Source organism: Enterococcus sp. NPDC086594, assembly GCF_044746145.1.
Lineage (GTDB): Bacteria > Bacillota > Bacilli > Lactobacillales > Enterococcaceae > Enterococcus_D > Enterococcus_D entomosocium.
Genome location: NZ_JBIVBP010000002.1, coordinates 326671 through 349028, shown reverse-complemented (window position 1 = coordinate 349028; position 22358 = coordinate 326671). Strand labels below are relative to the sequence as shown.

The following is a 22358-nucleotide window of genomic DNA, read 5'->3' as shown; positions in this document are numbered from 1 at the left end:
GATTTTCCTGATGACAGGTTCTAAAAAAGTTTCTCTCTAAACTCGCCTGATTATGCTAGCCCCTTAATGAAAGATCACCTTAATAAGAACGCGCTCACGCAATAATTTAATGCCACACTCTTCTAGTTAAAGGAATCAGGCATAATGAAATAGTTCAAAACGAATGCCTTCTGGGCTTTCAAAGAATAAGGCATAGTAGTTAGGAGCGATGCGCTCTTTGTACTCCATTGGTCGATCGTGAAGGATCTTTACCCCTAAGGCTTTTATTTTGGGAAAGATCGCATCTACTACTTCGCGGCTTTCCGCCTTAAACGCCATGTGCTGAACCGAGCCAGGTTTTCTTGAATCGATTTTCTCCTTCTTCCATTCTTTTCGTGGGGAACAAATACCGAAATCAAATGAATCCCCTATATATTCTACTACTTCCATATCGGCATGTTCTAAATACCCAGAATATTTCTTCTGAAGGTCGAAACCTAATAGTGCAAATAATTGATCATAAAAACCTTCTGCTTTTTTTACATCATTGACTGTGATTTGGATATGGTGAAACTGAATGTTCATAATCGCTCCTTTCTGGCTAACAAAATAAGTGTTTCAGGAAGAAAAGCCGCTTGCGGAAGTTTGATTCAATGGGATTAGCCAGGAAGCTCATTTAATGTAGAAATCACATTTCCCATTGCCTTTGCTACCTCTTTAGGCAACTTATTATAGCCATCATTTTCTGTTTCTTGAGCCAAAATAAAGTCCAGCCGTCCTTGCATCCGCTCTCTTAAATGAGCAACATAGGAGGCATCTTGAAAATCGACTTCGAACCCTGTTACTGGCAGGTAACTCATTTCTGTGATTTCACCAAACCTCTTAAAATTGGCCTCGCCTTTCACAATTTTTTCAATCGATGTCAGCGTGACTTCAGGTGTGACCTTCTTGTCTTTGTAAAAGCCTGTATTTAGAATATAACAAGCCGTTTGGTTTTCTTTGAATAAGTTCATGAAATGGGCAAAATCTTCTTTTAAAGGATAGACTCTAAATGGATTGGCATAAGGCTCGATGACCAGTTTATCTATATCCGTGGTCTCGACAACATGTTCAGCTGTCGTGCGCTTCGTAGCTAAGGTCAAACCAAAAACAGCGGCTAAAATCGGATCGTCAATTTTTACTACAGGAGGTAGCGTGTCATCTTTCATGATCCAAAATACTGCATCGATCGGCGAATCTAAATGATCCACCCGGTTAGGTGTGACATACCGTGATTTGACGGTTCGACCGTTCCCGTTACGAATATCTTGGGTGACGATGACCTTTTTTCCTTCCTCGTCTAAAGTAACCCCAACATTTTGACAGGTGATAAAGTAGCGGACATTTGGGTTGGTTAATGGATAGTCTTGCGTTTTATCAAAATAAGAAGGCTCCAGAGCAGTGGACGCACCATTTGTTTGATTAATCACAAATGCATCGTCATGAAGAACCTTGATATCATATTTGCCATCATGTTCCGCCAATGTGATGGTCGATTTTCCTGATCCTGAAAGACCAAAAGCAGCCATCGTAAATGTTCGATTCGGTAACTGATATTGCTTCATTCCCCCATGACACGCCACAAAGCCATTGCGATGCGCGGTAGCCCAAGCCAAAGTTAATGTCGCTTTTTTCAATTCACCAAAATAGTTTAAGCCTAAGACTGCCGCAACATTGTGTTCAGGATCAAAGAGAGACAGCCCATAAGGAAAATCAGGATGAGACCAATCTGGATCAGCGTACAAAAAAATGTCCGTTTCTGGATATTCTTTGGAACGTTGATACCTTTCCTGCCATGATTTTGTCAGCATTTGAAAATTCAACAAATAAGAATAAAAATTGGTTTCATAGTACTCTGGTAGCAACAGGTGTGCTTTGACCATAAACGCTTCGTCTAACCCTACAACAACTTCACCGCCATAGAATTTTTTACGTGTCCCTTGAAATAAAGCATCTCTTAAAATCCCTTCATACAATTTTCGATCAATCCCGGGATGTCCGATGATGCGTCGAGCTGCCGCTGTCCGTCCAACAACTTTTCCGTCATTAAACACGATGACTTTAGCATCCTCCGGTAGTCCTAACTCCTTGGTGTGTGTGACCGGCATATCCGTAAGAATAGCGCCAGAAGATTCTTTTGCTAAGCGATAGGCCGTGGCTTGATCATGAATCCAAGTGACATTGTTCCCATAAAAAGCTGACTCTATCAACACTTTAAAACTCGACAAATGCGTATTCTGCGGTGTAATCTCTTTGTGTGAAAATGCACGAATCGTTGCCATGTGTAATCCCTCCTAACAAAAATTTTCTATTCACTACGTTTATTATAATACTTTCTAATCACCACACGCCATATTTTTATACACATTAACTATAAATTGCCGATAAACCATTTTGTTAAAGGATTGGGATGTCTGCATATTTGAAGCTTCACTGCTTTTTGCATTGATTTTTTCCCCGCTCATCAATAGTGAGAAAGAACAAAAAAACTGGCACAGAAAGAGTATCTTTCAGTTCCAGTTTCTGGTTTTATATTTCATCCATTCTAAACGTCACAATCGACGTAATTAGATAGACAGATGGGTTTTAGTTGCTTATTTCTCAATTGACTTGCTTTCTCTAATAACTTTGCTATCGTAAGATTTTATGACAATTACCATAAAAAGAATTCAAGATCAAAATTGCTAAAAAAAACTTGTTGTTTCTTAACGACGTTCTAACAACACGACACACTCCACATGGGTCGTTTGTGGGAACAAATCAACAGGTTGGACTTCTTTTGTCACATACCCTTCTTCCGCAAATAACGCGAGGTCACGAGCCAAGGTTGCTGGATTGCAGGAAATGTAGACGATGCGCTCTGGTTTAACCGCAGCAGTCGTTTCGATAAAGCTAGCATCTAAACCTTTGCGAGGTGGATCAACGAAGACGACTGTCGGTTGAATGCCTTCGCGTAGCCATTGCGGCATGATTTTTTCGGCTTTACCGATAAAATAATGCACATTTTCGACACCATTTCTTTTGGCATTGGCTTTGGCATCGTTCACTGCTTCAGGAATGACTTCCATCCCTAACACTTCTTTCACGCGATCAGCCAAACTAATCCCGATCGTTCCGATTCCTGCATAAGCATCCACAACGACATCATTTTCAGACAGTTGCGCCATCTCGAAGGCGGTTTGATACAAGACTTCTGTTTGCGCTGTGTTGACTTGGTAGAAAGATTTCGCTGAGATTTGGAAGGTTTTACCTAATAATTGATCATCGATCGATGACTTGCCATACAACACACGCTCGAATTCCCCCATGATCACATTGGTTTTTTCTTCATTGATGTTTTGAATGACAGAAACAACTTCTGGAATCTCTTCGTGGATCACTTCCGCGATTTCTTCTCCTTTGAAGAATTTCGGTTTACGTGTCACTAATACGACCATCATTTCACCTGAGTGATGCCCACGACGAACGACAATGTGGCGTAAGAACCCTTCATGGGCTTCTTCATTGTAGGCTTTGACATTGAACCGCTGCAAAATATCTCTGACTTTGATGATTGCTTGATCGATGTTTGGATCTTGAATATAAAAGTCTTCGATCGGTACCAGAGTATGGCTGTTTTTGCGGTAAAATCCAGTCGTTAATTCCCCATGGATTTTTTGCACAGGGATTTGCGCTTTGTTGCGGTAACCAAATGGTTTTTCCATTCCGATTGGCGCATTGACTGTGATTTCAGGCAATTTGGCGATTTTAGCCAAAACATTCTCTACTTGCTGCTGTTTGAAGGCTAATTGTTTGTCATAGCTCAAATGACTCAATGGAGCGATACCGGTGCGCAACAATGCTTCATTCGGCAATTCTTGCCGATCAGGACTTGCTTGCAACAATTTCATCACTTTGGCAAAACCAAATTTGTTGCCGACTTTCAACACTTTGACTAAGGCACGTTCATTTGGCAGGGTGTTTTCAATAAATAATAAGTACCCATCGACTTTGGCGATCCCATTTCCTTCATGGGAAAGATCCAAAATATCAACTTCAAGTTCCTGATTCTTTTTAACAGGATAATTTTTCATAGATTTCTCCTTTGTGCTTGCTTTCTTCATTTTAAAAAGGAATGGCCGAAATTGCAAGCGGTGCTTATTCTAACGGTTCAACTTGACTTCGAGCAAAAAAGAACCGAAGGAGGGAAATCGGCTGATTGCTTTTTCTGGGTCCTGCGGCGAAGAGCCGCTGCAACACAGGAGCAATCCCTTTTCCATCCTTCGGAAAATCGAACAGATCAGAAGTGTTTAAAACTTTTGATCACTGTTTTAGTTATCAGTTATTTTTCTTTTTCTGTGATTTTTCCCGTTCGCTCTTGTTCAAGATTTGTTTTCTTAAACGAATGCTTTCTGGTGTTACTTCACAGTATTCATCATCATTCAAGAATTCCAGTGATTCTTCCAAAGAAAGAATACGAGGTTTCTTGATAACTGAGGTTTGGTCTTTGTTTGCAGAACGGACGTTGGTCATTTGTTTTGCTTTCGTGATATTGACCGTTAAGTCTTTGTCACGAGAGTTTTCACCAATGATCATTCCTTCGTACACTTCGGTACCTGGTTCAACGAAGACCGTTCCACGTTCTTCAATACTCATGATCGAGTAAGTCGTTGCTTTTCCTGTATCGATCGATACAAGTGCGCCTTGATGACGGCCACCAATTTGTCCTTGGATCATTGGCAAATATTGATCGAAGGTGTGGTGCATGATGCCGTAGCCGCGAGTCATTGATAGGAATTCTGTCGTGTAACCGATCAAGCCACGAGCTGGTGCCAAGAAAATGATCCGTACTTGTCCATTCCCTGTATTGATCATATCTTGCATTTCTGCTTTACGCATTCCCAATGATTCGATTACTGATCCCATGTATTCTTCTGGGGTATCTATTTGCACCCGTTCAAATGGTTCGCATTTCACGCCATCGATTTCGCGTTCGATAACTTCTGGACGAGAAACTTGCAATTCAAAGCCTTCACGACGCATATTTTCGATCAAAATTGACAAATGAAGTTCGCCACGTCCAGAAACGATCCATGAGTCAGGTCCGATTGGATCCACACGCAATGAAACGTCTGTTTGCAATTGCGCCATTAAGCGTTCTTCAATTTTACGAGCTGTTACGAATTTTCCTTCGCGACCCGCAAATGGTGAATTGTTCACGATAAAGGTCATTTGCAAAGTTGGTTCATCAATGTGTAAAACAGGTAATGAATCTTGATGATCGATTGGTGTAACAGTTTCACCAACGAAGATATCTTCCATCCCAGAAACGGCAATCAAATCACCGGCTTTGGCTTCTTGGATTTCCAAACGTTTCAAACCGAAGAAACCGAAAAGTTTCGTCACACGGAATTTTTTAACTTCTCCGTTTAATTTCATCAATGCAACTTGGTCGCCGACTTTGATTGATCCGCGGAAGACACGGCCAATACCGATACGTCCAACGTAGTCATTGTAATCAAGCAATGATACTTGGAATTGCAATGGTTCGTCGCTGTTGTCGATTGGCGCTGGAATATGTTCGATGATCGTATCAAACAATGGTGCCATCGTTTTTTGTTGATCAGCAGGATCATCTGATTCACTTGAAGTTCCGTTAATCGCAGAAGCGTAGATCACTGGGAAGTCCAATTGGTCATCGTCGGCACCTAATTCGATAAATAGTTCTAAGACTTCATCGACAACATGCTCAGGACGAGCAGATGGTTTGTCGATTTTGTTGACAACTACGATTGGCACTAAGTGTTGTTCCAACGCTTTTTTCAATACGAAACGTGTTTGAGGCATCGTTCCTTCATAAGCATCAACAACCAAGACAACACCATCGACCATTTTCATGATCCGCTCTACTTCACCACCAAAGTCCGCGTGTCCTGGGGTATCCATGATATTGATTTTTGTACCGTTGTATTCAACCGCTGTATTTTTCGCTAAGATCGTGATGCCACGTTCTTTTTCGATCGCATTTGAATCCATCGCCCGTTCTTGTAATTGGGTATGGCTATCTAACGTTTGGGATTGTTTCAATAATTCATCAACTAATGTAGTTTTTCCGTGGTCAACGTGGGCAATAATAGCGACGTTGCGGATATCATTTCTAATATTCAATTTATAAACTCCTTTTTTGGTGACATTGCACTCGACAAGCCATTATACCAGAATTTCTTTCTGAAATATAGTGCAAAGTTTTCATTTTTACAGAAAAAACCAGATATTAATAAAATATCTGGTTTTTTTCTTATTGATTAATGATCGCCAATAATTCTTCAAAAGCTTTCGGTGTACCGCCGACAAACAATTCCCGTCCATTCAGGGATAGTGGCTCTCCTTTGATGTTTGCCATTTTTAATCCAAGGGTTTCTAACAAAACACCCCCTGGCGCATAATCCCATGGCGCAAGATGAGAAAGATAGCCTGCTCTTTGTCCTTTAGCGAGGGCGATCAACTCTACCCCAGCACATCCAGTCATACGAATGCCTAATGCTTTGTCACTGACTTCAGTTTCGTGGTGGCGGTTATGGATCAACATGGGTGAATTCAAGCCAACGAGACCCTCGGATAAGGCAATATCTTTCGGCGGTTCGATCTTCTTGCCATTGTTATAAACACCAATCTCTGGACCCCCCCATAAGAATTCATCTTTCATGACATTATAGACAAAGCCAAAGCGCCCTTTGCCCTCTTCGTAGATCGCGATCATGATACAAAAGTTTTCTTTTTCCAACACGAAATTCATGGTTCCATCGATCGGATCAATGATGAAGACCCGTCCACTCATGTCGGCAAGTGTGTCCAGTCCGTTTTCTTCACCTAAAATTTTGGCATCCGGATCATAGGATTGGATCTTACCAATCAGAAAATCTTGCGTGGCTTTATCCAATTCTGTCACTAAGTCTTTCCGTCCTGATTTTGTCTCGACCACCAAGTCTTCTTTATTTAAATTGCCTTTGATCCTTTCGCCTGCAGCGATCATCCACTGGCGAACTTCATTAACGATTTCATGCATTCGTTGATCTACCCTTTCATTTTTAGTTTTCCCTCAGTCTTTTTCGCTGCCTGCACGGCATGGTATAACGAATAGCCTGATAGTTCTTCAAATTCTCTACCTAAACGGCGTTCCTCGCCAATGCTGGGAACGACTTTCTTAAAGGCTTGATACGCCTCAAGAAACGTGCTGCTAGGAAGGCCTTTTTCATAGGCTTGTTCTAACCGTTCCCACATCTTCATGACGACGACCATTTCATCCGTCGACCAATCTAAGTCCAGAGGATATTGATAATCCCGCATATTACCACTCCTATTCATCTTATTCAGTGTACCACAAAATTGAAAATAGGTCAGAGCCTCCGCTGCAAAAAAGGTACATTCTGGCAATGAATGTACCTCTGGTTTACAAACTATTTGGATTTCTAGAAGCTGAACTCCATGAATCTCAAATAAGAAGGAAATTCCTTTGTTCTTTCAACGAGATCGCTGATTAAAAGATGACCGATTTCAAAAAGGTTCGTCTAGAAAAGCCCGCAAAAACAAAAAATTTTTAATGATAGCAATTGATTTCCACCACTGTTTACTAATGAAAAACTCTGGGTAATCTGTTCCCCATTGCCATGGAATGACAAATGATCCGTCTGCTTGTTGGTGTTCTAAAATTTCTTCGGCTTCTTTTTTACATATTTCTTCACTAAAAATCCCAAGCAGCTGCTCTCTTGTAAAGAAAAAATTTGAAGGTTTGCTGACATAAGATGTGAACCACTCTTCTGGCTCGTTTGAGACTGCATGGCGAATTTGCCAGAATAAGATCTCGCGAAAGCGTTCATTTGCTAAAACAGGCTGATACTGGATTTCTTCACAGTCTTGTAATAATTCTAGATAGACGACTAATGTGTGCATTTCACTGGTTGGCTCCTTAAGAAAACTTGCAACTGCTGTTTCGGCGATTTCTTGTGCTTTTTGATAGAGGGTCGTTTCCCCTGTTCTTAAGATCGTACCAGCTAGACTGACCGTTGGGTTGTCTGCTGGCACGCCCACAGGACTCTCCCACCAAATCGCATGCGGATAGGATACCGTTGACGGCACTTGGTTGAGCCATTTCCCTTCAGAAAATTCTTTTCCACTAGCTAAATACCTTAGAATCCCTTGGACTTGTGGATTTGACGAATGAAGGCATTCAAGCTCTCGTAAAATTCGACATGCCTCCCACACCGCAATCGGTGTACTATTGGGATTCCAATAATCAGGTTCCAAACCATGCCCATAACCACCATCTTCATTTTGGTAGACTTGTAACGCCTGTAATACAGCCTCGCGAGATCCATTTTCAAAATGGTACTGCCAACGAGCAAGGTCTAAAGGGCGCGCGTTTTTGTAAATAAATTTTCGTGCTTTTTCGAATGCTTCCATATCTTCGCCTCCTTTGGCTTTCTTTTATTATCGCTTACTCCCCTAATGATTACAACGCTTACATCAATATCATTTCTCTGAACGACCATTCTCAGAATAGCTTCTTGGCATTTTTCAGGAAGCATACTTTTGGTGTTTCCCTTGGCATGATGTTACAGTAAGAATAACAAGAAAAAGGAGGAATTCTCTTGCGTTTAGAAAACAAAAAAATCATTGCCTTAGTCGACAATGATTTCGAAGATTTAGAACTTTGGTATCCGGTCCATCGGTTACGGGAAGAAGGCGCACAAGTCGATTTAGTCGGTGAAGAAGCGCATAAAACGTATATTGGCAAATATGGTGTACCCGCAGAATCAGCCTATGCTTTTTCTGATATTCACGCCGATGACTACGATGCCATCTTAGTTCCGGGTGGTTGGGCACCTGATAAATTACGGCGTTTCCCAGAGGTCATCTCTTTCGTGCGAACGATGGACAAAGACCAAAAAATCATTGGACAAATCTGTCATGCAGGCTGGGTCTTGATTTCTGCGAATATCCTGCAAGGCAAGACAGTCACCAGTACACCAGGCATCAAAGATGATATGACAAATGCTGGAGCCACATGGGTCGATACACCTGTGGTTACGGATGGACATATCGTTTCCAGCCGCCGTCCCCCAGATCTACCAGACTATATGCGGGAATTTATTGCTGTTTTAGAAAAGAAATAGTACCCATTGATCAGATTCAAAAGAGTTGCGACCGAAGGAAATACGGCCGCAACTCTTTTTTCTACCTATCGATCATTCGCTTATGATCGCTAATTTTTTGTTGCTTTTAGGGATTTTTTTCACACCGATAAAGGTCAATACAGCACCCAAAACGGCAAACCCAGTCCCAATCAAAAGCATTTCCCAGACACCGAAGCTTTGGATCAGCATCCCCCCTAAAAGGTTGCCGATCACGCCACCGATCGTGGTAGCGATAATGATGATCGTTTGTCCAAAAACCCGGTCTTCATCTGCCAAACTATGGTTGAACAAATAAGCAGAAGCAGGAATAAACAAGGCAAAACTAACCCCTTGCATCAAATGGCTCATTTCCATCAGGATGATGGAGCTGATCAACAGAATCAGCACCCCACGAATGGCAAAGGCAACACTGGACAGCAACAGCCAAAAACGGCTAGACCGTATCCTCACTAACTGTTCAAAGAAAATCATGCCTGGCAATTCGCATAACGCCGCAATCATCAGGGCGATGCCAACTTCCTTACTGCCACCGCCAATATCGGCAAAAATTTGTGCCAAAAAACTGTTGATCATCGTGTGGAAGCTGAAGAGAAAGCTAAATCCGACAAAGAGAAAGAGCAAAAAAGGATATTTTTTCAAAAAAGCACCTGAATGACTTTGTTCTGTAAGCATCACGGGCATTTCTGGCTTCTTGATCGCTGGCAGCAAAAGCAAAATAATGAGAAACAAAACGGCTTGCCCGATAGCGATCATTGGTAAAAGGGCTGCCGAAAACTCCTCTAAGAGCTGCCCCAGTAAAAAGGAGGTACCCGCAAATCCTAGTGACCCACCGGCACGGGAAAAGCCAAAATTGATTTTGTTGCCGCTATTTGTGTATTCAAACGCCAAGGCGTTGAGAAAGGACTGCATGGAAACGAGCAAAATCCCTCCTAAAACATAGGTCAGTATTGATAATCCAGGGACCATCACACCTGCTAAGAGCACCGCGACCACGCCGATTGTCATCGTTTTCAAGACAACGATCAGTGGTACTTTGCTTTTTTTGATAATGACTTGACTGATGAAGGGCTGCAAAATCGTAGACGCAATATTGACTAGGGCTAAAATACCGCCAATTTTTGCTGGATCGACCTTGAAATAAATCAAAAAGAGTGTCGCAAAGCCATAGATTGAGCAAAACATCATCCAATAAAGAAATTGCAAACTTGTGTAGTAAAACCGAATCCTCTTGTCACTTGCATGATTACCCATACATCCCCCACCTTATCCATATTCCTTAGCAACTAAATATAGCACAGAACCGATGGATTTACTATCCTTCTATCAACAGAAACCGCAGTTTTATTTGAAACACTAACTAGCAACAAAAAAGCGCAGCATAGTATCCTGCGCTTTTCCTACTGCTTCAACTATTTAGAGCTGTTGGAAGGCTTGCGTGAGATCTTCCAATAGATCGTTGATGTTTTCCAATCCAATGGATAGGCGAATCGTCTCTGGACGAATTTTGGCTGCTGCAAGTTCTTCTACGCTAAGCTGGGAATGGGTCGTCGAAGCTGGATGGATGATCAAGGACTTTGCATCCCCGACATTTGCCAGCAAAGAGAAGAGCTTGGTTGCGCCACAAAAGGTTTTGCTTGCTTCTGCCCCACCCTTTAATCCAAAGGAAAAGACCGAACTGGTCCCTTTGGGGAAATACTCCTGCGCCCGCTTAAAATAAGGACTGTCCGGCAGGGTTGGGAAATGAACCCAAGAAACTTCCGGGTGCTTGGCTAAAAATTCAGCAACTTGTTGCGCATTTTCTACATGACGTTCCATCCGCAACGAGAGGGTCTCGATGCCTAAAAGCAACACCCATGAATTGAAGGGAGAAATCGCAGCACCTGTATCCCGTAAAAGAATCGTTCGGGCCCGAGTGATATAGGCAGCGTTACCAGCGGCTTCTACCCATGAGATTCCATGGTAACTATGATCGGGATCGACCAGCTTGGGAAATTTGCCGTTTGTCCAATCAAAGTTGCCACTATCAATAATAGCTCCTCCTAAAGCAGCCCCGTGACCACCGAGGTATTTTGTCGTGGAATAAACGATGATGTCCGCCCCGTGCTCAAACCCTCGAAACAGATAGGGAGTCGCAAAGGTGTTGTCAATGATGAGGGGAATCCCGGCTTCATGAGCAATCGCTGCAATCTTTTTAAAGTCGGCAATATCAATATCTGGATTGCCTAAAGACTCTAGAAAAACTGCTTTGGTATTTTCTTGGATGGCTGCTTTTAGTGCTGGTAGATCTTCACTATCGACAAAGCTTGTGGTGATGCCAAAATCTGGCAATGTATGGGCGAACAAATTATAGGTACCGCCATAAATTGAAGCAGCAGAAACGATATGATCTCCTGCTTGCGCGAGATTTAAAATTGCATAGGTGATCGCTGCTGAGCCAGAAGCCGTAGCTAACGCACCGACACCACCTTCTAATAGGGCTAATCGCTCTTCTAGAACCGCGGTCGTCGGATTGGTAATACGGGTATAGATATTGCCGCTCTCACTAAGACTAAATCTCGCTGCCGCTTGGTCAGCATCATCAAACACATAGGATGTGGTTTGATAAATGGGTACGGCGCGACTTCCTGTGGTAGGATCTGGTATTTGTCCTCCGTGTAATTGAATCGTCTCAAATCTTTCTGTCATACTATTCCTCCTTAATAATGCAAATAAAAAAGCCCTCTGATATCGAGATATCAAAGGACGTGTTTACGTGTTACCACCTTTATTCAAGCAGACTTTCCAGCATGCTTCTCAGCAAGTACGCGACAAATAAACGTCGTTATACTCTGACGCGATAGCGGGCGCACCCGGATCTCCTTATCTTTCGTACAAGTTCAGAAGATCACCTTAGAGGCCATTTTCGATTGATCCTACAAGTTCTTCTTGCACCTTACGAAGACTCTCTAGGCTTGCCAAATCAATTTACTTTCCTCATCAACGGTTGAAATATTAAGAGCATCGTATCATTTCCAGAAGATTCTGTCAATAGCATAGGATCGCTTTATTTCTGGTGATAAAAAAACTCGTTCACCAAATGATGAACGAGTTTCACAAAGCTTAAATGTGGATTGGTAATCCTAGAGCTAACTCAGCAGCATCCATTGTGATCTCACCTAGAGATGGATGTGGATGGATCGTTAACGCGATATCTTCTGCGTTCATGCCAGATTCAATAGCAAGAGCAAGTTCTGAAACCATATCGCTTGCTCCTAGACCAGCAATTTGCGCACCGATGATCACATTGTCTTCAACCGTTGTTACTAAGCGGATGAATCCTTCAGTTTTTCCTAGAGATAACGCACGACCGTTACCTGAGAATGGAAATTTGAATGCTTTTGCTTCAATTCCAGCATCTTTGGCATCTTTGATCGTCATACCGACAGAAGCCAATTCTGGGTCAGTAAAGGCAACTGCTGGCATTGCTTTGTAATCAACGGCAACTTTTTTACCAGAGATTGCTTCAGCAGCGATTTTTGCTTCGTAGCTGGCTTTATGTGCTAATGCAGCACCAGGTACGATATCACCAATTGCGTAGATGTTTGATACGTTGGTACGGCCTTGTTTGTCAACCGTGATCAATCCGCGTTCGCCTACTTCAACACCTGCTTGTTCTAAGCCCATGTCATCAGTATTTGGACGACGACCAACAGTAACCATCACGTAATCAGCAGTAACTGATTCTTCTTTACCATCTACGGCATATTTGACAGTTACGCTATCGCCATTGTCAATTGCTTCTTTCGCCATTGCGTTGGTAACGACTGTTACACCTTTTTTCGCAAAGTCTTCTTCAACCAATTTGACCATGTCTTTTTCATAGGTTGGCAAGATTTGAGGAGAGCCTTCAAGGATCGTTACTTCTGCCCCTAGGTTTGCATAAGCTGCACCTAGTTCAGAACCGATGACACCGCCACCGATAACAACGAATTTTTTAGGAACTTCTTTTAATGCCAATCCGCCAGTTGAATCAAGAACACGTCCGCCGAATTTGAAACCAGGGATTTCAATTGGGCGAGAACCTGTTGCGATGATTGCATTGTTGAAAGAGTATGTTTGTGCTGAATCTGGGTGGATGACACGCAATGTGTGATCATCAACGAAGAAAGCTTCTCCTTCAATCGTTTCTACTTTGTGTTTTTTCAATAGGAAACCAACACCTGAAGTTAATGTTTTAACGACTTTGTTGTCTTTCCATTCTTGTGTTTTGGTAAAATCAAGGGAAACATTTTCACTTGTTACACCAAACATTGTTGAATCCAAAGATTCTTGATAATGATGACCTGCAGCGATCAAGGCTTTTGAAGGGATACAACCAACGTTCAAACAAACGCCGCCGATGTATTCTCTTTCAATGATTGCTACTTTTTGTCCCATTTCAGCAGCGCGGATGGCAGCTACATAGCCGCCAGGTCCCGCACCGATTACAACTGTATCTAATTCAACAGCAAAATCTCCAACTACCATTTGTTAATCATCCTTCCATCATTAATAGCTCTGGATCAGCTAATAGACGTTTGATATTATTCATTGCTTGTTGCGCTGTTGCGCCATCAACGATACGGTGGTCGAAGCTTAATGAAAGTTTCATCACACGTCCGACAACGATTTCGCCTTCAGCGTTTACGATTGGTTGTTGCGCGATTGTACCTACACCCAAAATAGCTACTTCAGGGTAGTTGATTACTGGAGTGAACCAGCCGCCACCAACTGAACCGATGTTACTGATTGTGATGGTACCATTACGCATATCATCTGCAGCCAATTTGCCGTCATGAGCAAGTTTTGCTTTTTCGTTGATTTCATCAGCGATAGCAAACATGCCTTTACGATCTGCATCTTTTACGTTTGGTACATACAACCCATGGTCAGTATCTGTTGCGATACCGATGTTGTAATAGTTTTTGTATACGATCTCTTGTTTTGCATCATCGATCGACGCATTCAAGATAGGGAATTTTTTCACTGTTGCAGTCAATGCTTTCACAACATATGGTAAGAAAGTAAGTTTTGTGCCGTTTGCAGCAGCAACTTCTTTGAATTTCTTACGGTTATCCCAAAGGTTTGTTACTTCAACTTCATCATGCAAGGTTACATGAGGTGCTGTTTGTTTGCTGTTTACCATCGCTTTAGCGATTGCTTTACGTGTAGGTGTTAAGGCAACACGTTCTTCTAAATCACCTAAGTTTGATTTGAAGGCTTTTGCTGGAGCTGCTGGTTTGCTTTCAGTTGCTGCAGCTTTTGTTTCTTCTTTCGCAGGAGCTTGAGTTTCAGCTTTTGCAGCTTGTCCGCCACCTGATAGGAAGTTTTCGATGTCTTCTTTTGTTACACGTCCGCCTTTACCTGTTGCTGATACTTGGGAAATATCCACATCTTTTTCGCGAGCGAATTGACGGACAGAAGGCATAGCCAAGACACGTTTGTTAGGATCTGCTGCTTCAACAACACTTGCTGAACCAGAAGTTTCCACTTTTTCTTTTGGTGCTTCTGCAGGTGCGCTTGATGAAGCAGGCGCACTGTTGTGACCAGGTGCGTCGATTTCAACTAAAACATCACCAACATTTGCAACTGTTCCTTCAGCAACAACGATGTTTTTCACTGTTCCTGTTACTGGAGATGGGATTTCTTCGACTGATTTGTCGTTTTGAACTTCAAGCAACGTATCGTCTTCATTGATGGTATCTCCTGCTTTAACGAACCATTTTACGATTTCGCCTTCTGCAATTCCTTCACCGATATCTGGTAATTTGAATTGGAAAACGCCTGCGCCTTCAGAAGAACCAGCTGATGCTTCAGCGGTTTCCGTTGTAGGTTCTGCTGCTGGTTTTGCTGGTGTTTGAGACTCTGCTGCTACACCTGCATCGCCTTCGTTGTCTTCATGTCCTGGTGCATCGATCTCAACAAGGACATCTCCAACGTTTGCGACTGTACCTTCAGGGACAACGATGTTTTTCACTGTTCCTGTTACTGGAGATGGAATTTCTTCCACTGATTTATCATTTTGAACTTCTAGTAAGGTATCATCTTCATTGATGGTATCCCCTGCTTTGACGAACCATTTTACGATTTCGCCTTCTGCAATTCCTTCACCGATATCCGGTAATTTAAATTGAAATGCCATTTTCTATTCTTCCCTTCTTCAACTATTAAAAGTTCACGATTTCTTTCACTTTGTCTTCGATGTCTTTTGCATTTGGCAACCAAATGTTTTCAGCTTGACCGAATGGGAAGATCGTATCTGGTGCAGACACGCGTCCGATTGGAGCTTCTAGTGATAGAACCGCACGTTCAGAAATTTCAGAAACGACTTGAGCGCCAACACCTGCTTGTTTTTGTGCTTCTTGAACGACAACCACACGACCAGTTTTTTCAACTGATTTGATGATCGTTTCAACATCAAGAGGAGCAACTGTACGCAAGTCGATAATTTCAGCGTTGATGTTTTCTTTCGCTAAGTTGTCAGCAGCTTTGATTGCTTCACGAACCATTGCACCATAAGTGATGATTGAAACATCAGAACCTTCACGAGTTACTGCTGCTTTGTCTAAAGGAACTTCGTATGCTTCTTCTGGCACTTCTTCACGGAATGAACGGTAAAGTTTCATGTGCTCTAAGAAAACAACTGGGTCATTGCTGCGGATAGAAGCAATCAATAATCCTTTTGCATCATATGGGTTTGATGGAATAACGACACGGATACCAGGTGATTGAGCGATCAATCCTTCCAAGTTATCTGAGTGCAATTCTGGTGTGTGCACACCGCCACCAAATGGTGAACGAATAGTGATTGGTAAATTACGTGTACCACCCATACGGTAACGAGTACGCGCCATTTGACCAACGATTTCGTCAAATGTTTCAAATACGAAACCAAAGAATTGGATTTCTGGAACTGGACGGAAACCTTCTAATGCTAAACCGAAAGCCAAGCCGCCGATACCAGATTCAGCAAGAGGGGTATCGAAGACACGATCTTCGCCGAATTTTTCTTGTAAACCTTCTGTTGCACGGAAAACCCCGCCGTTTTTACCGACATCTTCACCAAAGACTAAAATCTCTTTGTCATTTTCCATTTCAACAGCTAAGGCATCTGTAATTGCTTGAATCATTGTTTTTTGTGCCATGACTATTTCGACTCCTTCGCTTCGTAAGTTGCAATTTGTTCTTTAATGTTTTGTGGTTGTACTTCAAACATGTTTTTCAAGAAATCTGAAACTTTTTGTTTTGGCACGCGGTCCGCTTCAGCGATCGCTGCTTTGATTTCTTCTTTTGTTTGTTCAATGACTTGTTCTTCTTTTTCTTCAGACCAAAGTCCTTTTTCAGTTAGGTAAGTACGGAAACGTACCAATGGATCTTTTTGTTGCCATTCGCTGTCCATGTCTTTTGAACGGTAACGGGTTGGATCATCACCAGACAATGTATGTGGACCGTAACGGTAAGTCAAGGTTTCAATCAATACAGGACCGTTGCCGTTTGCTGCCCATTCACGAGCTGCTTTAGAAACATAGTACACTGCCAATGGATCCATACCGTCAACTTGGATACCAGGGATCCCAGCTGCTGCAGCTTTTTGTGCCAATGTTGGTGCCGCACTTTGTACTTCACGAGGTGTAGAGATCGCAAAACCATTGTTTTGGATATAGAATACAGCGTTTGCATGGTAAGCCCCTGCAAAGTTGATTGCTTCATAGAAGTCCCCTTGTGAAGAACCGCCATCACCTGTATAAGTGAATACAACATTTTTCTTGTTGCGTTTTTTCAATCCTAAAGCAACGCCGGCTGCTTGGACGTATTGTGCACCAATAATGATTTGTGGTGGCAATGCTTTTAAATCTTCTGGATAAAGGTTCCCAGCAACGTGGCCACGTGACCATAAGAAAGCTTCTTTCAATGGCAGACCGTGTTGGATCAATTGTGGTACATCACGGTAACCAGGTAATAAAACGTCTTCTTTTTCAAAAGCAAATTGACTTGCTAATTGGCTTGCTTCTTGTCCAGCAGTTGGCGCGAAGAAACCTAGACGACCTTGACGGTTTAACGCAGTTGAGCGTTGGTCTAATACACGAGACCATACCATACGAGTCATCAATTCAACTAATTCGTCGTCACTTAAATCTGGTACTAACTCTTGATTTACAATTTTCCCGTCTTTGTCCAAAGCTTGGTAAGTTGGAAAATCCGCATTGACTTGCTCCAAAATCGCTTGGAAATCAAGTGCTTTTTGTTTTTTTGCCATCTTGACACACTTTCCTCTCTGATATAAAAATTCACTTTCGTATGTAACAGGGTTTAAATCTGTACTATCGAAATTTCATTTACTCTTATAAATTATCATTTAACTTCGAAAATGACAAGTGAAAAGGGTATTTTTTTTAATAAAAGAATTCCCACTGTAGCAACTCTTAAGAAAACATTAGTGAAATTAATCACATTAAAGCAATCGCTTTCTTCAATTTTTTCTTTTCAGATTCTTTTTTTTATTTAAGAATAGTACAGCATCCACCATTCCGCTAAACAGATTTATCATTAACCTCCTTTTATCACTTGTGAAGGATTCGACTTGAATCAAAGAGAAATTTCTTAATATGAGAAAAAAATAATACAGAGAACGGATAAAAAGAAACAGATCGGCGATTCTCCCCATGTTAGGAAGAACGCCGACCTGTTTTTTTAAATCCATTCTCTCGTGACATGAATGTAAATGCGTTTCGCAAACTCAACTGTTACTAAATAAGCTAGATTGATACCGACATACCATGGCCAGTAACTTGATGGCAGTGCTGCAAAATCAAAGACGGTATGCAATGGCGTCAAGATGACCAAGAAGCCAACTGCAATCGCTAGAACACTTGAAATCAAAACTGCAGGTGATGCGATACTTTTGATAAATGGTAATTTTCTCGTTCTGATCATGTGAACGACTAAGGTTTGTGTCGTCAAGCCAATCATAAACCATCCTGCTTGGAACAAGGCTTGCTCTTGGATGGTATTTGCACTAAAGACATGCCACATCATAAAGAAAGTCAAAATATCGAAGATGCTGCTGACAGGTCCAATGCCGACGGTAAACTTCAATAGTCCACCCACTTGCCATTTAACTGGTTTTTCTAACTCTTCTTTATCTACGTTGTCCCATGGGATCGTCAATTGGGCCATATCGTACACCAAGTTTTGAACCAACAGTTGAATGGACAACATTGGTAAGAAAGGTAAAAAGGCACTAGCAACTAAGATCGAGAACACATTCCCGAAATTCGAACTCAACGTCATTTTGATGTACTTCATCATATTGGTAAATACTTTGCGGCCTTCGATGACCCCTTTATCAAGGACATTCAAACTTTTTTCTAATAAAATGATCGAGCTGGCATCTTTGGTGATATCTGCTGCGGTATCAACCGAGATACCAACATCTGCCGTACGTAAAGCAGGCGCGTCGTTGATGCCATCTCCCATAAAGCCAACCGTATGGCCTGCCGCTTGAATGGTTTCAATGATTCGGGATTTTTGCATTGGATTTAATTTTGCAAACAGATTAGTTTTTGCAGCTTTCTCTGCTAACTCTTCATCTGACAGATGATCTATATCGGTTCCTAACAAGTATTCATCTGCATCAATACCAACATCTCGACAAACTTTTTGCGCAACGATCGCATTATCTCCCGTTAACACTTTGACATTGATGCCATGACCGTGTAAAGAAGCAATCGCTGTTTTTGCTGTTTCTTTTGCTGGATCTAAGAAGCCCATAAAGCCAATCATGATCATATCTTGTTCATCTTCTACAGAATAAACGGCATCTGCGTGGGCATCTCGTTTTACAGCAACAGTCAACACGCGCATTCCTTGTTTATTCAAGCGCAAATTCACTTGACGCAATTGTTTTCTCAATTGAGGAGTCAATTCCATCACTTTGCCATCAACTTCTACGTACTTGCAGACTTGTTCCATTTCCTCGGCGGCACCTTTAGTGACCATCAGTTGATGACCATCTGCATTGACAACAACCGTCAAGCGGCGACGTGAGAAGTCAAACGGAATCTCATCGATTTTTGTCACATCGTTAAATGGCGCTGCCAAGCCTTCTTCTTCATAGTAGTTTAAGACAGCAATATCCATCAAGTTTTTCCACCCTGTTTGATAGTAAGAATTTAAATACGTCATATCAAGGACTTGTTTATCTTCTACGCCAAATGGGTTTAAATGCTGTACCAGTACAACACGATCTTCGGTGATCGTACCCGTTTTATCGGTACATAGTACATCCATTGCACCTAAGTTTTGAATCGAAGGCAATTCTTTGACGATCACTTTTTCTTTTGATAAAGAGATCGCCCCTTTGGCTAAGTTACTGGTGACGATCATTGGTAGCATTTCTGGCGTCAAACCAACTGCTACTGCAATCGCGAAGAACAACGCTTCGCCCCAATCACCCTTGGTCAAACCATTGATCAATAAAACGATTGGGAAAAGAACCATGACCATTCGCAACAATAGCTTGCTGACTTTTGTTAAGCCATCTTCAAAGGTTGTTTTGCCCCGTTTCGTGGTCGCATTTTTGGCAATATCACCGAAGAAAGTACTTTGACCGGTTTTCAAAATAATGGCTTTCCCTTGACCACTTAAGACATCGGTACCCATGAAAACAAGATCTTGCATATCTAGTGCAGAAATTTGTTCATCGCTTTCTTTGATCCCAGCATCGACAAATTTTTCAACTGGCATTGATTCGCCTGTTAATGAAGATTGATTGATAAATAAATCTTTGGTCCAAATCAAGATCGCATCCGCAGGAATCATGTCGCCGGTTGCTAAGGTGACGATGTCTCCTGGAACGACTTCATCCATCGGAATTTCTCTCGTGATTCCATCTCGGGTTACGGAACAAGTATTTTCAATAAGTTCTTTTAACGCTAAGCTTGCTTTTTGGGAACGGTATTCTTGGACGAAAGTAATCATGACACTGGCTAAAATCATGATTCCCATCACGATCACTGCTTCAATATCGCCTGTTACAAAAGAAATAACCATTAATAATGCCAAAACTAACACAAAAGGATCTTTGAAAGCACCTAGGATCATCAACCAAGCAGGTGTTGGTTTTTGCGCATCCACTTTGTTTGGACCGTACTCTGCCAAACGTTCTGCAGCATCTTCTTCCGATAACCCTTGGAAGGATGTCCGCATTTCCATCAGCAGTTCTCTTTCGGTCAATTTTGCCAGTAATTTTAGTTCTTGATCTTTCGATAGTTTTTTTAACATCTTTTTTTCCTCCTAGCACTTAGGAGTTGCTTACGCCACCCCTAGCGATTCGATAATTACTCCGCTGTTTCATCTGGGGACTGGGGTATTCCATGTGAATCTTCCTTTCTTTTTATTAGGTAAGTCACTGTGGAACATGCGTAAAAGACACAAAAAAACGCACGCTCCCAATAAGCATGCGTAAAAAACTCATGATCATTGTAGAGCTTTAGCACTATAGGGCGTAGATAGCAAATCTGCTATCAGCTACTTTGGGTTTAACCTTCACGATTAGACCTGTCCTACCAACTAAGTATCTCTCGATACTTTTGCGGCAGCAGCTTGTGTCCATATAGGAGCCTCACCTAACAATTATTTGTATAAAATGTCAGTTCGCCGGAAGTCTATCTTCCAACTACCCACATAATAACTGCTATCCTAGCCAATGTCAACCGCAACAATGGAAAAAAGCACCCTTTTTTCATAGATTTTCGTTGGTTTTCAAATGAAAGGTCTTACAATAAAATAACAACGTTAAAGAACTGGTGTGATTTTATATGTGACAAAACTTTTTTTACACGAACAGATAGAGAGAAATCCTCTCAGGGCAAAACCCAGAATTCATCAAGTCACTTCGGCTATCCCATTGAAGGAGAGAATGTAATAAATTTCCGAACTCGAATAAAAAATAGACAGCCATTTAAATAAACAGCTGCCTATTTCTCTTTCACATCCGATTCTGAAAAATGATTTTTTCGGTATTCTTTCGATCTAGCTCTCACGAAAAATGATCTGCTAAAATTTTCAAGATTCGCCGACTAGCTTTCCCATCGCCATAGGGATTTTCTGCATGTGCCATGGCATTGTAAGCTTCTGGATCCTCTAGTAGTCGCTTCGTTTCTTGATAAACCGCAGCTTCAGACGTACCGATCAGTTTTAACGTACCTGCAGCAATTCCTTCTGGGCGCTCTGTTGTATCTCGCAAGACCAAAACAGGAACGCCTAACGACGGTGCTTCTTCTTGGACACCACCAGAATCCGTCAAAATCAATGTGCTTTGATTGGCAACATTGTGAAAATCAATGACATCTAAAGGCTCAATCAGCGTGACATTTTCTAGTTCCCCAAGTATCTCCATAGCAATCCCTCGGACTTGAGGATTTTTATGCATAGGAAAAACCACTTTGATGGTTGGTTTCTCCTTAGCGATCTTCGCTAAAGCGCGGAAGACTTGCTTCATCGGAACACCTAAGTTCTCGCGACGGTGCATTGTCAGAAGAATCATGGTTTTATCTGCTGCAGAAAGTTCTGGATGCTGATAGTCCTCCGAGATCGTATAACGCATCGCATCAATGGCGGTATTTCCCGTTACAAAAATTGCAACTTTATTGCGATTTTCCGCTAATAAATTTTCTTTGCTTTGGACAGTTGGCGCAAAATAAAAATCCGCTAATACATCGATCAGCTGACGATTGGCTTCCTCCGGATAAGGAGATTTTTTGTTCCATGTACGCAAACCGGCTTCCACATGCCCCACAGGAATCTGCTGATAGAAAGCTGCCGTCGCGGCTGCATAAGCTGTGGTCGTATCCCCGTGAACGAGTACGATATCAGGGGTTTCCTTTTGCAAGATAGGTTCCAGATCCAGCAAAACTTTGGTAGTGATTCCTGTCAAAGTTTGCCCTAAAGTCATAATATCCAGATCATAATCTGGTATGATTTCAAAAACCGTTAAAACTTGATCCAACATTTCTCGATGCTGCGCCGTCACCACAACGATCGATTCAAAACGCGGGTCGTTTTCCAATTCCTTTACTAGTGGCGCCATTTTGATGGCTTCCGGTCTGGTACCGAACACAGACATCACTTTGATTGTCATTTGGTCAC

The 22358-nt window shown here is 42.0% G+C and carries 16 protein-coding genes, 1 riboswitch and 1 other annotated feature; of the genes, 1 reads left to right on the top strand and 15 read right to left on the bottom strand.

Annotated features, from left to right (window positions below):
* Positions 1-135: 135 nt before the first annotated feature.
* From ACIPK1_RS06030 to ACIPK1_RS06000, 7 genes are all read right to left on the bottom strand, one after another.
* Positions 136-564 (bottom strand): VOC family protein, encoded by a 429-nt coding sequence (locus ACIPK1_RS06030; protein WP_008381416.1) that lies wholly within the window; start codon positions 562-564, stop codon positions 136-138.
* Positions 565-638: 74 nt separating this feature from the next.
* On the bottom strand, positions 639-2300 hold the full coding sequence (locus ACIPK1_RS06025; protein ID WP_016620857.1) for a phosphoenolpyruvate carboxykinase (ATP): 1662 nt from the start codon (positions 2298-2300) through the stop codon (positions 639-641).
* Positions 2301-2723: 423 nt separating this feature from the next.
* The gene (gene rlmD, locus ACIPK1_RS06020; protein WP_008381419.1) at positions 2724-4091 is read right to left on the bottom strand and encodes a 23S rRNA (uracil(1939)-C(5))-methyltransferase RlmD; all 1368 of its coding nucleotides are present in this window, start codon (positions 4089-4091) and stop codon (positions 2724-2726) included.
* 244 nt (positions 4092-4335) lie between these two features.
* On the bottom strand, positions 4336-6165 hold the full coding sequence (gene typA / locus ACIPK1_RS06015; protein WP_005236363.1) for a translational GTPase TypA: 1830 nt from the start codon (positions 6163-6165) through the stop codon (positions 4336-4338).
* A gap of 130 nt (positions 6166-6295) precedes the next feature.
* On the bottom strand, positions 6296-7063 hold the full coding sequence (locus ACIPK1_RS06010) for an inositol monophosphatase family protein (RefSeq protein WP_400450232.1): 768 nt from the start codon (positions 7061-7063) through the stop codon (positions 6296-6298).
* Positions 7064-7071: 8 nt separating this feature from the next.
* Entirely contained in the window at positions 7072-7344 is a 273-nt protein-coding gene (locus ACIPK1_RS06005) for a UPF0223 family protein (RefSeq protein WP_008381425.1), read from the bottom strand.
* A 207-nt stretch (positions 7345-7551) separates the two neighbouring features.
* Positions 7552-8457, bottom strand: coding sequence for a hypothetical protein (locus ACIPK1_RS06000; protein ID WP_005236371.1), 906 nt, complete (start codon positions 8455-8457; stop codon positions 7552-7554).
* A gap of 188 nt (positions 8458-8645) precedes the next feature.
* On the opposite strand from ACIPK1_RS06000, the gene ACIPK1_RS05995 reads away from it, so the two are divergent.
* On the top strand, positions 8646-9170 hold the full coding sequence (locus tag ACIPK1_RS05995) for a type 1 glutamine amidotransferase domain-containing protein (RefSeq protein WP_005236373.1): 525 nt from the start codon (positions 8646-8648) through the stop codon (positions 9168-9170).
* Between the two features lie 72 nt (positions 9171-9242).
* On the opposite strand, the gene ACIPK1_RS05990 is transcribed toward ACIPK1_RS05995, so the two are convergent.
* The 8 genes from ACIPK1_RS05990 to wecB form a co-directional block, all read right to left on the bottom strand.
* Positions 9243-10442, bottom strand: a complete 1200-nt coding sequence (locus tag ACIPK1_RS05990; RefSeq protein WP_400450229.1) for an MFS transporter — start codon at positions 10440-10442, stop codon at positions 9243-9245.
* A 162-nt stretch (positions 10443-10604) separates the two neighbouring features.
* Positions 10605-11876 carry an O-acetylhomoserine aminocarboxypropyltransferase/cysteine synthase family protein gene (locus ACIPK1_RS05985; protein ID WP_400450228.1) on the bottom strand — a complete coding sequence of 424 codons (1272 nt, stop codon included), beginning with the start codon at positions 11874-11876 and terminating at the stop codon, positions 10605-10607.
* A 50-nt stretch (positions 11877-11926) separates the two neighbouring features.
* Positions 11927-12180 (bottom strand) — a binding site (T-box leader).
* A 110-nt stretch (positions 12181-12290) separates the two neighbouring features.
* Positions 12291-13697 carry a dihydrolipoyl dehydrogenase gene (gene lpdA / locus ACIPK1_RS05980; protein ID WP_005230052.1) on the bottom strand — a complete coding sequence of 469 codons (1407 nt, stop codon included), beginning with the start codon at positions 13695-13697 and terminating at the stop codon, positions 12291-12293.
* 7 nt (positions 13698-13704) lie between these two features.
* Positions 13705-15351, bottom strand: coding sequence for a dihydrolipoyllysine-residue acetyltransferase (locus ACIPK1_RS05975; RefSeq protein ID WP_005236379.1), 1647 nt, complete (start codon positions 15349-15351; stop codon positions 13705-13707).
* Between the two features lie 25 nt (positions 15352-15376).
* Positions 15377-16354, bottom strand: coding sequence for an alpha-ketoacid dehydrogenase subunit beta (locus ACIPK1_RS05970; RefSeq protein ID WP_005230047.1), 978 nt, complete (start codon positions 16352-16354; stop codon positions 15377-15379).
* A 2-nt stretch (positions 16355-16356) separates the two neighbouring features.
* A complete protein-coding gene (gene pdhA / locus ACIPK1_RS05965; RefSeq protein ID WP_005231936.1) occupies positions 16357-17466 on the bottom strand; it encodes a pyruvate dehydrogenase (acetyl-transferring) E1 component subunit alpha in 1110 nt (369 codons plus the stop codon).
* 434 nt (positions 17467-17900) lie between these two features.
* Positions 17901-20492, bottom strand: coding sequence for a magnesium-translocating P-type ATPase (gene mgtA / locus ACIPK1_RS05960; RefSeq protein WP_005236382.1), 2592 nt, complete (start codon positions 20490-20492; stop codon positions 17901-17903).
* A gap of 187 nt (positions 20493-20679) precedes the next feature.
* A riboswitch (M-box (ykoK) riboswitch) is annotated at positions 20680-20851 on the bottom strand.
* A gap of 398 nt (positions 20852-21249) precedes the next feature.
* Positions 21250-22350, bottom strand: a complete 1101-nt coding sequence (gene wecB, locus ACIPK1_RS05955; protein ID WP_400450225.1) for a non-hydrolyzing UDP-N-acetylglucosamine 2-epimerase — start codon at positions 22348-22350, stop codon at positions 21250-21252.
* Between the last annotated feature and the right edge of the window lie 8 nt (positions 22351-22358).

What these genes read in the sequence shown, in the direction of transcription:
- ACIPK1_RS06030 (WP_008381416.1), bottom strand. Translation starts at nt 564, where the DNA reads ATGAACATTCAGTTTCACCATATCCAAATCACAGTCAATGATGTAAAA.
- ACIPK1_RS06025 (WP_016620857.1), bottom strand. Translation starts at nt 2,300, where the DNA reads ATGGCAACGATTCGTGCATTTTCACACAAAGAGATTACACCGCAGAAT.
- rlmD (WP_008381419.1), bottom strand. Translation starts at nt 4,091, where the DNA reads ATGAAAAATTATCCTGTTAAAAAGAATCAGGAACTTGAAGTTGATATT.
- ACIPK1_RS06010 (WP_400450232.1), bottom strand. Translation starts at nt 7,063, where the DNA reads ATGCATGAAATCGTTAATGAAGTTCGCCAGTGGATGATCGCTGCAGGC.
- ACIPK1_RS06005 (WP_008381425.1), bottom strand. Translation starts at nt 7,344, where the DNA reads ATGCGGGATTATCAATATCCTCTGGACTTAGATTGGTCGACGGATGAA.
- ACIPK1_RS06000 (WP_005236371.1), bottom strand. Translation starts at nt 8,457, where the DNA reads ATGGAAGCATTCGAAAAAGCACGAAAATTTATTTACAAAAACGCGCGC.
- ACIPK1_RS05990 (WP_400450229.1), bottom strand. Translation starts at nt 10,442, where the DNA reads ATGGGTAATCATGCAAGTGACAAGAGGATTCGGTTTTACTACACAAGT.
- ACIPK1_RS05985 (WP_400450228.1), bottom strand. Translation starts at nt 11,876, where the DNA reads ATGACAGAAAGATTTGAGACGATTCAATTACACGGAGGACAAATACCA.
- lpdA (WP_005230052.1), bottom strand. Translation starts at nt 13,697, where the DNA reads ATGGTAGTTGGAGATTTTGCTGTTGAATTAGATACAGTTGTAATCGGT.
- ACIPK1_RS05975 (WP_005236379.1), bottom strand. Translation starts at nt 15,351, where the DNA reads ATGGCATTTCAATTTAAATTACCGGATATCGGTGAAGGAATTGCAGAA.
- ACIPK1_RS05970 (WP_005230047.1), bottom strand. Translation starts at nt 16,354, where the DNA reads ATGGCACAAAAAACAATGATTCAAGCAATTACAGATGCCTTAGCTGTT.
- pdhA (WP_005231936.1), bottom strand. Translation starts at nt 17,466, where the DNA reads ATGGCAAAAAAACAAAAAGCACTTGATTTCCAAGCGATTTTGGAGCAA.
- mgtA (WP_005236382.1), bottom strand. Translation starts at nt 20,492, where the DNA reads ATGTTAAAAAAACTATCGAAAGATCAAGAACTAAAATTACTGGCAAAA.
- wecB (WP_400450225.1), bottom strand. Translation starts at nt 22,350, where the DNA reads ATGACAATCAAAGTGATGTCTGTGTTCGGTACCAGACCGGAAGCCATC.